Origin of the sequence: Azospirillum himalayense (genome assembly GCF_042657465.1) — a bacterium.
GTDB classification, from domain to species: Bacteria; Pseudomonadota; Alphaproteobacteria; order Azospirillales; family Azospirillaceae; genus Azospirillum; species Azospirillum himalayense.
This window is the reverse complement of sequence record NZ_JBHSLC010000087.1, coordinates 296,197-306,991: the sequence shown is the minus strand read 5'-3', so window position 1 is coordinate 306,991 and position 10,795 is coordinate 296,197. Positions and strand designations below refer to the sequence as shown.

Genomic DNA, 10,795 nt, shown 5'->3' with positions numbered 1-10,795 from the left:
TCAGCCGGTCAGAGCTGGAGCGGGGTCAGGTTGGTCGCCGAGGTGCGGGCGGCGTCGCGCTCCGCCTTTGGCATGGAGATCAGGCCCTTGTCGCCCAGGTAGCCGTCCTCGCCCATCGCGCGCTCCGAGGTGTACTCGGCGATGAACTCGCGGATGCCCGGGATGACGCCGGCGTGGGCGTTCTTGATGTAGATGAACAGCGGGCGCGACAGCTCGTACTTGCCGGCCTGGACCGCTTCCGGCGACAGATCGACGCCGTCCATCTTGGCGGTCTGCAGCTTGTCGCGGTTCTGGTCGTAGAAGCTGTAGCCGAACACGCCGAAGGCGTCCGGGTTGGCGGTCAGCTTCTGGACGATCAGGTTGTCGTTCTCGCCGGCCTCGACGTAGCCGCCGTCCTCGCGGATGGTCATGCAGGCCTTCTCGCGGGCCTTCTCGTCGGCGACGATCGTCTTCACCTCGGCGACCTTCTTGCAGCCTTCGAGCATCACCAGCTCGTTGAAGGTGTCACGGGTGCCGGACGTCGGGGGCGGGCCGAGGACCTCGATCTCCTTGTTGGGGAGCTTCGGGTCGATGTCCGACCACTTCTTGTAGGGGTTGGCGACCATCTTGCCGTCGATCGGCACGTCCTTGGCCAGGGCCTTCCACAGGATCTGGGTGGTCAGGTCGGTGTGCGGGGCCTGCTTGGAGTAGGCCAGCGCGATGCCGTCGAAGCCGACCTTCAGCTCGGTGATCTGGGCGACGCCGTTGGCGGCGCACTGCTCGACCTCGGACTTCTTGATGCGGCGCGAGGCGTTGGCGACGTCCGGGTGCTGCGGGCCGACGCCCGCGCAGAACAGCTTCAGGCCGCCACCGGTGCCGGTCGACTCGACGACCGGGGTCTTGAACTTGCCGCCCTTGCCGAAGGCCTCGGCAACCGCCGTGGTGAACGGGAACACGGTCGAGGAGCCGACGGCGCGGATCTGATCGCGCGACTGGGCGTTCGCAGCACCCGCGAAGGCGGCGGTCATGGCGACGACCGCAGCGGCGGTGACGGCGAGCTTCTTGGAATTCACGGTATCCCTCCGATGGTCCGGTTGCCCCTTTTCCGGGGAACGCGATGGTTCAACCCCGTGCCGCTTCCCCCAGGGGCGGGCGGCTTGCGGGGCGGACACTAGTCGGGGTCCGCGACGCGCTGATTACGGTTTTATGACAGTTTCATGACGACACCCACTTTCGGTCACGCCGGACGGGGTGGACGCAACCTCCAGTGCCCCGCGCCGCACGGGCCATTACGTTCCACAAAGGATACTGGTAGGCGGCGGAGCATGGATGTCTCGCCGTGGGCCATCGACCTGAAGCTGGCTCCTGCCGACCGGGATCGGTTGGAAGGCCCCATCCGTAGCAGCAACACGCCGCAGAAGCTGGTGCCGCGTGCCCGCATCGCGCTGTTGAACGACGGTACGTGCCTGAACGGCGCCATCGCGCGGAAGGCCGGCGTGTCGTTGCCGACCGTGCACCGCTGGCAGCGCCGCGTCCAGGAGGACGGCATCAAGGGGCTGTTGCGCGACAAGACGCGCCATGGCGGCCAGCGGGGCGAGCGGCACCAGCGTGCGCCGCATCTGGCGCACGCCTTGGTGTTGTCGGTCGATGAGAAGTCGCAGATCCAATCCCCGGAGCGTACCCAACCGGGGCTGCCGATGGCGAAGAACCAGCCCGCGACGTACACCCACGATTGCACCCGCCACGGAACGACCACCCTGTTCGCCGCGCTGAACGTGCTGGACGGCACCGTGATGGGCAGTGCGCGGCCCGCCACCGGCATCAGGAGTTCATCCGTTTCCTCATGCCGGTCGGCAAGGCGGTCCATGTGATCCTAGACAACTACGCTACCCACAAGCACCCGAAGGTCCGCGCCTGGCTGGACAAACATCCGCGCTGGGTTTTCCACTTTACCCCGACCTCGGCGTCGTGGCTGAACGCGGTAGAGGGCTTCTTCGCCAAGCTGACCCGCAAGCGCCTGCGCCGGGGCAGCTTCCGCGGCGGCGTCGATCTCCAGGCCGCCATTCACCGCTTCATCACGGAGCATAACAGGACGGCCAAGCGTTTCGTCTGGACCGCCGATCCTGACCGCATCATCGCCAGTGTTAATAAAGCAAAGAAAATTTCGGAACGCAGAAATAACATCATTCGGTTAGTCTCCAATCATGTCGGCATTTCCCAAGAGCTTTCTGCCAAGCGATTGGCGAACCAAAATTGTGGTTCATAGAAAGATATATCGCGCCTCTATTTGAGTGGCCCTGAAGATAATGCTGGCATATAGCCTTGTGGAAGCTTGAGAGAGCGGCTCAGATAAGCATCACTGTTCAGTGCTTGGCACATCAATAACGGGCCTCCTCACCCGATATCTATGGCGTCGAGATGCAGCGAGGCCGGGAGGTGGCAATGAAGGCATCTACGTTTGCGCTTGTGCTGCTGGTTTTCACCGCCGAGTTCACGGCTTTGCCGCATCCGCGAGCGCTCGCCGGACCCGCGGAGGATGTCCGCTCATCAATGCAACTCCTCAAATCCAAGGCCGCGGCATTGGGCGCCCCGAACATCAAAGGAGAAGATGCGATTGCCGGAAAGACCGTTCCGGCTTTGTACTTTGGCGACACTAAGATGAACAACAACTTCTCACTCGTCGACGAGGTACAAAAGGAGAAAGGAGGAACGTCTACCATTTTTGTCAAGAATGGCGATGAGTTTGTCCGGGTAGCAACGAATGTAAAGAAGGATGACGGATCTCGTGCGATCGGAACCGTGCTCGATCCCAAGGGTAAGGCGATTGCAGCAATTGCTAAAGGAGAGAGCTTCTATGGAGACGTTGACATACTGGGAAAGCCATACACCACTGGCTATGAGCCCATACGCGACGCGCGCAACAATATAATCGGCGTCTATTATGTCGGATACCTGAAGGACTGACGACAGCAACCAGACGAATGACCGAGCCTGCTGTTGTTTGTGCCGCTACCTTCGTCACCGGGAACGGCCTGGAATGGCCGTTCCACGTCAAGGCGCGGAGGCCGCCCACAGCCACTTACTTAACGATCCGTTTGGAGCGCTCCACTAACTGTCCGGATGCGACACCTCCTTGGCGCGTTCGACCACCACCATCGCTTTGGACCGCGACGGCGGTCCCGGTCGTACATGCGACCGGAGCCTGCCGGCGAATGAGGCAATATAAGCCTAAAGCGAACGACAGTTCGCTTTAGGCTTGGCGCCGCGCGGGCTCCGCGGCGCGGCCCTCTCCCGACTCCTCCGAGGCCGCCGGCAGATAGACCGTGAAGGTGCTGCCCACCCCGACCGCGCTTTCGATGGTCAGGCGGCCGCGGTGACGGTTCACGATGTGCTTGACGATGGCCAGCCCCAGCCCGGTGCCGCCCATGGCGCGCGACCGCGCGGCATCGACCCGGTAGAAGCGCTCGGTCAGGCGCGGCAGATGGGTGCGGGCGATGCCCTCCCCCTGGTCGCGCACGGCGACGGCGACCATCGGCATCCCCCGTCCGCCGCGGCCCGCCGGGCCGGACACCCCGACCGCCACGCCGTCGGCGAGCGACACGGCGACGGTCACGTCGGTGTTCTCGCGCGTGTATTTGATCGCGTTGCTGACGAGGTTCTGGAAGACCTGGGTGAGCTGGTCCTCGTCGCCGACCACCGCGGGCAGGCCGTCCGGCGCCTCCAGCGTCAGGCGGATGCGGCGGCTGGCCGCCTTCAGCTCCAGCGCCGCCATCACCCCGTCCAGCCGGTCCAGCACGTCGACCTTGCCGGCGGGCGGCATGTGCTCGTCCAGCTCGATTCGCGACAGCGACAGCAGGTCGTTGACGAGGCGGGCCATGCGGCTGGCCTGGTCCTGCATGATCGACAGGAAGCGCTCGTGCGCCTCCAGATCCTCGCGGGCGGGGCCGCGCAGCGTCTCGATGAAGCCGAGCAGCGAGGACAGCGGCGTGCGCAGCTCGTGGCTGGCGTTGGCGATGAAGTCGGCGCGCATCTGCTCCGACCGGCGCAGCGCGGTGATGTCGTGCAGCGTCAGGATGACCATCCGCCCCGGCACGGTTCCGGCGGGCACCCCGTCCTCACCAAGGGCCGGGCGGGGGACGCGCCGCTGGAAGGGCTTGACCCGCACCTCGAACATGCGCTCCACCGGCACCGGCAGGCTGAATTCCAGGATGCGCGAGGCGCCGCCCTTCAGCACCGCGTCCACCGCCTCCAGCACCGCCGGGTTGCGCAGCGAGGCGGCGAGGTCGCGGTCGAGGATGCGGTCGCCGAACAGGGCGCGCGCCGCCTGGTTGGCCCGCGCCACCTGCCGCTCCGCCCCGACCAGCACCAGCGGGTCGTGCAGCGCCTCGATGATGGATTCGTTGGCTTCGAGCTGGGCCAGCGCCAGTTCGGTGCGGGCGTTCATCACCCGGTGCAGCCGCACCGCCGCCGCCGCCGCCGCGCGCACCGGGCGGGAGGCGGTGACGGGCAAGGGCGGGACCACCTCCGTCGGGCCGGCGGCGAGCTGTGCGGCGTGGGCGGCCACCGTCCGCAGATCGCGGAAATACAGCTGGATCATCAGCGCCACCCCGCCGACCCCGGCCAAGCCCCCCAGAATCACGACCAGCGGTCCGATCGTCCCCTGCCGCCACAGCCCCCACAGGGCCGGCAGCAGCGGCGCCAGCACCAGCGCGGCGGCGAGGATCAACCGGAGGGGCGGCATCGGCTTGGGAGTCATGGACGGCGCTTCTCGTGCGTCATGCGGACGGTCTTGGAGACGGAACTCCGCTTTTACACCATCCCGCAAGCCGGTGAGCGGACGTCACAAAAGATTAACGCGCGGGCCAGGGAAACACCCGGCCCGCGCGCCGTCCGAAGAGCGCCGCTTCGCTGCTTACCAGGGCAGCGAGTCGTGGGCCGCCAGCGCCGCCGCGGTGACCAGATCGTTGACCGAGGCGCCCATGGTGACGATCTGCGCCGGCTTGTCCAAGCCGATCAGCAGCGGGCCGATCATCTGGCCGCCGGCCATCTTGTGCAGCATCTTTGCCGTGATGTTGGCCGAATGCAGGCCAGGCATGATCAGCACGTTGGCCGGGCCGGACAGCCGGCAGAAGGGGTAGACCCGCTTCATCAGCTGGTAGTCGAGCGCCACGTCCGCCGACATCTCCCCGTCATACTCGAAATCGACGCGGCGGCTGTCGAGGATGGAGATGGCCTCGCGCAGCGGGTCGGTGTTCGGGTGGGGATGCTGGCCGAAGTCGGAGAAGGACAGCAGCGCCACCCGCGGCTCGTGCCCCATCTGGCGCGCCTTGGCCGCGGCGCCGATGGCGATGTCGGCCAGCGTCCGGCCGTCCGGGCGGACATGCACCGTGGTGTCGGCGATCAGCACCGTGCGGTTGCGCGTCAGGAAGACGTGCAGGCCGAAAACCGGCTCGTTCGCCTTGGCGTCGATGACCCGGCGGATCTCCTCGAAGGCCACGCCGAAGTTGCGGGTCAGGCCGGTGACCATGGCGTGGGCGTCGCCCTGCGCCACCATCAGCGCGGCGAAGACGTTGCGGTCCTGGTTCACCATGCGCTGGCAGTCGCGCAGCAGGGCCCCCTTGCGCTGCATCCGGCGGTACAGATAGTCGCTGTAGCGGCGGTTGGCGTCGGAGACGCGGGCGTTGTGGATCTCCAGCGAGACGGCGGGCTGGCCCATCGCCGCCAGCTGCTCCTTGATGACCTCCTCGCGCCCGATCAGCACCGGCGTGCCGAAGCCGGCGGCGCGGTAGGCGAGCGCAGCGCGGATCGTCCGCTCCTCCTCGCCCTCGGCGAAGACGACGCGGCGCGGGTTGGCCTTCACCTTTTCCAGGATGAGCTGGAGGCTGTCCGCCGTGGGGTTGAGGCGGGTGCGCAGCGCGTTCCGGTAGCCCGCCAGATCGACGATGGGCTTGCGCGCCACGCCGGTCTCCATGGCCGCCTGGGCCACCGCGGCGGGCACCGTCACGATCAGCCGCGGGTCGAAGGGCACCGGGATGATGTATTCCGGCCCGTAGCGCAGGCGGCGGCCCGCATAGGCGGCGTCCACCTCGTCCGGCACGTCCTCGCGCGCCAGGGCGGCCAGCGCCTTGGCGGCGGCGACCTTCATCGCCTCGTTGATGGTGGTCGCCCGCACGTCCAGCGCGCCGCGGAACAGGTAGGGGAAGCCCAGGACGTTGTTGACCTGGTTCGGGTAGTCGGAGCGACCGGTCGCCACGATGGCGTCGGAACGGACGGCCTTCACCTCCTCCGGGGTGATTTCCGGGTCGGGGTTGGCCAGCGCGAAGATGATCGGCTTGGCCGCCATCGACTTGACCATCTCCGGCGTCATCGCGCCCTTGGCCGACAGGCCGACGAAGACGTCGGACCCCGCGACCGCCTCCTGGAGCGTGCGCTTGTCCGTCTCCACCGCGAAGGACGACTTCCACTGGTTCATGCCGTCGGTGCGGCCGCGGTAGACGACGCCCTTGGTGTCGCACAGGATGATGTTCTCGCGCGGCACGCCCATGGTGGTGAACAGCTCGGCGCAGGCGATGCCCGCCGCCCCGGCGCCGTTGACCACCATCGTCACGTCCTTGAGATTCCGCCCGGTGATGTCGCAGGCGTTGATCAGGCCGGCGGCGGCGATGATGGCGGTGCCGTGCTGGTCGTCGTGGAAGACGGGGATGTCCAGCAGCTCGCGCAGGCGCTCCTCGATGATGAAGCAGTCCGGCGCCTTGATGTCCTCAAGATTGATGCCGCCGAAGCTCGGCCCGAGGAAGCGGACGCAGTTGACGAACTCGTCGACGTTCTTCGTATCGACTTCCAGATCGATGCCGTCCACGTCGGCGAAGCGCTTGAAGAGGACAGCCTTGCCTTCCATCACCGGCTTGGAGGCGAGCGCGCCGAGGTCGCCCAGGCCCAGCACCGCCGTGCCGTTGGAGATGACGGCGACGATGTTGCCCTTGGCCGTGTAGTCGTAGGCCGTGCTGGGGTCCTCGGCGATGCGCAGGCAGGGAACGGCCACGCCCGGCGAATAGGCCAACGACAGGTCGCGCTGGGTCGTCAGCGGCTTGGTGGGCGCGATCTCCAGCTTGCCCGGACGCCCGGAGGAGTGCAGCAGAAGGGCTTCTTCGTCGGTGACGCGCTTTGTATCGGGTTCGGTCATCGGGGTTCGGTTCCTGAGCGTAGGCTGTTGCAGCCGTTCTTCTTTGGGCCGGCCGTCGTTGTTGTTTTCGGTTCCGGCCGGTCGGGCGGCGGATGTTAGCCCGCGCGGGCGCGTCCCGCCAGAGCGGGATCGCACGAAAGATGCGAATTTTTCCTGGAATACGACATATCAGATCACGAACGATGATCGAAGCAATCGTTTCGTGTCCGGAAGGAGGCTCAGCAGCCCTCGGCCATGTCGTAGATGGCGTCCATGTCGCTGATCAGGACCTTGTTGCCTTCCTGCAGCGAGATCACCCCGGCGGTCTTCAGCTGGGTGAAGGTGCGGCTGACCGTCTCGGTGGTCAGGCCCAGGTAATCGGCGATATCGGCCCGGCTCATCGGCACATAGACGGGGTTTTCCTTGTGCCCGCGCCGGGCGGCGCGCTGGGACAGCATCAGCAGGAAGGAGCAGATCTTCTCCTTCGCCGTCTTGCGGCCGAGAAGCAGCATCTGGTCCTGAGCCGCCGCCAGCTCGTTCGAGGCCATGGAGAAAAGACGGCGCTGCATCTTCGGGAACTCGTCCATCAGCGCGTCGATCTTCTTGCGCGGGAAGCGGCAGAGCGTCGCCGCCGTGACCGTTTCCGCGGTGTAGGCGTAGCTGTCGTTGACGGCCAGCCCCAGGAAGTCGCCGGTGACGAGGAAGCCGGTGATCTGGCGGCGCCCGTCCGGCAGCAGCTTGTAGAGCTTCACGGTGCCGGCGGTGACGTTGTAGAGCGCGTCCGCCGCGTCGCCTTCGCTGAACAGGGTCTGTCCGGCTTCGACGCGGGACGTCTGGAGGATGTCGGCGAGACGGCGCAGCTCCTCGGGGTCCAGGGCGGCGCAGACGGTCAGACTGCGCACGGGACAGGCCCCACAGGGATTCATCTCACTCGCCGCGCCCTTTTCGCGGGCGCGTCCCATGTCAAAGGGTGGCATGGCATGACCCAGCCCTTAGCCGTACAACGCCCCCATAATCGTCATATTCGGTCTGTTTCGCAACGGTGCTCACAGGGGCCGTGGCCGAATTGCCATAGCCACGCCTTAAGAGCGCTTCTTCGGGGGGCTCGACGGCTCGGCGTTCGGGCGCGGCGGCTCATCGTCGAACAGGATGCGGTGGGCCGCCCCATCGAGATCGTCAAACTGCCCGGACTTGAGAGCCCACAGGAACGCTCCCAGGCCCATCAGCCCCAGGCTCAGCGCGATCGCGATCAGGTAGAGAAGCTCGGTCATCGGTCAGGTCCTTGGTCACCGCGCCGCGGCTGAGCCGCAGGGCGTTGGCGATAACGATCAGGGAGGAGGAGGACATGGCCAGCGCCGCCAGCAGCGGCGTCAGCATGCCCGCCATGGCGATGGGCACCGCGAACAGGTTGTAGACCAGCGCGATGCCGAAATTCTGGCGCACCAGCCGCCCGGAGCGGCGGGACACCTCGAACGCCTCCAGGATGGGGCGCAGGCGGCGGCCCTGGAACACCACGTCGGCGGCGGTCTGGCTGACGTCCACCGCGGTGGACGGCGACATGGACACGCTGGCCGCGGCCAGCGCCGGGGCGTCGTTCAGCCCGTCGCCGACCATCAGCACCTTGCGGCCCTCGGCGGCGAGCGCGTCCAGAACGGCGGTCTTGTCGGCAGGCGTCTGGCCGGCCCGCCAATCCTCGATGCCCAGTTGTGCGGCCACCGCGGCCACCGCGCCGCGGCGGTCGCCGGACAGCAGCCGGACGTCGAGGCCCCGCGCCTTCAGTCCGCGCACCACCGCCGCGGCGTCGGCGCGCGGCGCGTCGAGGAAGGTTATGCGCACCGGAATGGCGCCGGGGCGGGCCAGCCATAGCTCCGGCCCGGCGGCGTCCTCCGCCGTGTCCGGCGCGCCGGTGAAGGCGCGACTGCCCAGCCGGATTTCCCCGTCAGGACCATCCAGGGCGAGGCCGGCGCCGGGAACCTCGCGCACGCCGGCGGCGACGGGCACGCTGGGCAGCGCGCGGGTCAGGGCGCGGGCCAGCGGGTGGCGGCTGGCCCCGGCGAGCGCAGCGGCAAGGCGCAGGTCGTCCTCGGCCACGCCGTCGAGCTGCGGGACGGGCCGCCCCTCGGTCAGCGTGCCGGTCTTGTCGAAGACCACCGTGTCGATGACGGCCAGCCGCTCCAGCGCCGTGGCGGTCTTCAGCAGGATGCCCTGCCGCATCAGCCGGCCGCTGGCGATCACCTGCACCACCGGCACGGCGAGCGCCAGCGCGCAGGGGCAGGTGATGATCAGGACGGCGACCGCGTTCATCAGCGAATCCTGCCAAGGCAGCCCGCCGAGCAGCAGCCAGCCCAGGAAGGTGCCCAGCGCCGCCACATGGACGACGGGGGCGTAATGGCGCGACACGCGGTCGGCGATAGCGACGTATTTGGCGCGGCCCTGCTCCGCCACCTCCATCAGCCGGACGATCTCGGCCAGCAGCGTGCCCTCGCCCACCGCCGTCACGGTCACGCGCAGCGGGGCGGTGAGGTTGAGCATGCCGGCGAACACGCGGTCGCCGGGGCGCACGCTGCCCGGCACCGTCTCGCCGGTGATCAGGGCGGTGTCGAGGTCGGAGACGCCATCGGCCACCGTGCCGTCGACCGCGACCCGCTCGCCCACCGCCACCAGGATGGTGGAGCCGGGGTTGACCTGATCCGGCGGGACGATGGCGCTGCGCCCGTCCTCGTTCAGCACGGTCACCGAGGTGGCGTGCAGGCCGAGAAGCTGTTCCGCCGCCGAGCGCGCCCGGCCGCGCGCCCGCTGGTCGAGGTAGCGCCCGATCAGCAGGAAGAACAGCAGCATCATCGCGCCGTCGAAATAGGCGTGCTGGCCGCTGTTGATCGTCTCGAACAGGCTCATGCTGGTGGCGAGCAGGACGCCGATGGTGATCGGCACGTCCATGTTCGTCCGCCCGCGCCGCAGCGCCTGGAAGGCCGAACGCGCGAAGGGCCGCAGGGCGTAGGCGATGGCCGGCATGCAGATCAGCGCCGACAGCCAGTGCATCAGGTCGCGGGTGGCGCTGCCCATGCCCGTCGCGTGCCCGGCCCAGACCGACACCGACAGCAGCATGACGTTGCTGGCGCCGAAGCCGGCGACGGCCAGCGCGCGCAGAAGCTCCTTCTCCGTCTTCGCTTGAGCGTCGCCCAGCCGCTCCGGATCGAAGGGCACGGCGCGGTAGCCGATGCGGGCGATGGTGTCGACGACCGTGTTGGCGTCGGTCTCGGCCTCGCGCCACGTCACCGACAGGCGGCGCGTGGTCATGTTCAGCCGCGCGTGGGTCACCCCCGGCTGGCGGGCCAGCGCCGTCTCGATCAGCCAGACGCAGGCCGCGCATTGCAGCCCGTCCACCATCAGGTGCAGCGAAGCGGTGCCGTCCTCGGCGTGCTTGGCGTGGGGGGCATAGTCGAGCGGCGGTGCCTCCCCGTCCGGGCGCAGCGGCCGGGCGGCGGGATCGACGCAGCGCCGCTCGTAATAGCGTTCCAGCCCGAGCCCGCGGACGAGGTCGTAGGCCGCCGCGCAGCCGGTGCAGCAGAAGGGGCCGGCGCCGTCGGAGGCGGTGGTGCCGGTGCCCTCGGGATGCTCCTGCCCGCAGTGGAGGCAGACGGTCATGTCACGAAA

At 68.0% G+C, this 10,795-nt stretch carries 7 protein-coding genes and 1 pseudogene; 2 read left to right on the top strand and 6 right to left on the bottom strand.

Translation table 11 applies throughout. The annotated features are described in order from the left end of the window. Positions 1-8: 8 nt before the first annotated feature. Positions 9-1,052 (bottom strand): PstS family phosphate ABC transporter substrate-binding protein, encoded by a 1,044-nt coding sequence (locus ACFPMG_RS26525; RefSeq protein ID WP_376998222.1) that lies wholly within the window; start codon positions 1,050-1,052, stop codon positions 9-11. A gap of 252 nt (positions 1,053-1,304) precedes the next feature. Between ACFPMG_RS26525 and ACFPMG_RS26520 the strand changes: the two are divergent. Together ACFPMG_RS26520 and ACFPMG_RS26515 are read left to right on the top strand one after the other, a co-directional pair. Then, positions 1,305-2,155, top strand: a pseudogene (locus tag ACFPMG_RS26520) (IS630 family transposase); the annotation flags it as partial. A 266-nt stretch (positions 2,156-2,421) separates the two neighbouring features. After that, on the top strand, positions 2,422-2,943 hold the full coding sequence (locus tag ACFPMG_RS26515) for a Cache 3/Cache 2 fusion domain-containing protein (protein WP_137115297.1): 522 nt from the start codon (positions 2,422-2,424) through the stop codon (positions 2,941-2,943). 286 nt (positions 2,944-3,229) lie between these two features. On the opposite strand, the gene ACFPMG_RS26510 is transcribed toward ACFPMG_RS26515, so the two are convergent. The 5 genes from ACFPMG_RS26510 to ACFPMG_RS26490 form a co-directional block, all read right to left on the bottom strand. Beyond that, entirely contained in the window at positions 3,230-4,735 is a 1,506-nt protein-coding gene (locus ACFPMG_RS26510) for an ATP-binding protein (RefSeq protein ID WP_376998221.1), read from the bottom strand. 156 nt (positions 4,736-4,891) lie between these two features. Continuing rightward, the gene (locus ACFPMG_RS26505; protein ID WP_376998220.1) at positions 4,892-7,162 is read right to left on the bottom strand and encodes an NADP-dependent malic enzyme; all 2,271 of its coding nucleotides are present in this window, start codon (positions 7,160-7,162) and stop codon (positions 4,892-4,894) included. A gap of 218 nt (positions 7,163-7,380) precedes the next feature. Then, a complete protein-coding gene (locus tag ACFPMG_RS26500; protein WP_247873943.1) occupies positions 7,381-8,043 on the bottom strand; it encodes a Crp/Fnr family transcriptional regulator in 663 nt (220 codons plus the stop codon). Between the two features lie 180 nt (positions 8,044-8,223). Next, positions 8,224-8,364: a cbb3-type cytochrome oxidase assembly protein CcoS gene (gene ccoS / locus ACFPMG_RS26495; RefSeq protein WP_376998255.1), complete on the bottom strand. Its 141-nt coding sequence runs from the start codon at positions 8,362-8,364 to the stop codon at positions 8,224-8,226. Further along, positions 8,318-10,786, bottom strand: a complete 2,469-nt coding sequence (locus tag ACFPMG_RS26490; RefSeq protein WP_376998219.1) for a heavy metal translocating P-type ATPase — start codon at positions 10,784-10,786, stop codon at positions 8,318-8,320. Before ACFPMG_RS26490 ends, ccoS begins: the two co-directional genes overlap by 47 nt. Positions 10,787-10,795: the final 9 nt, after the last annotated feature.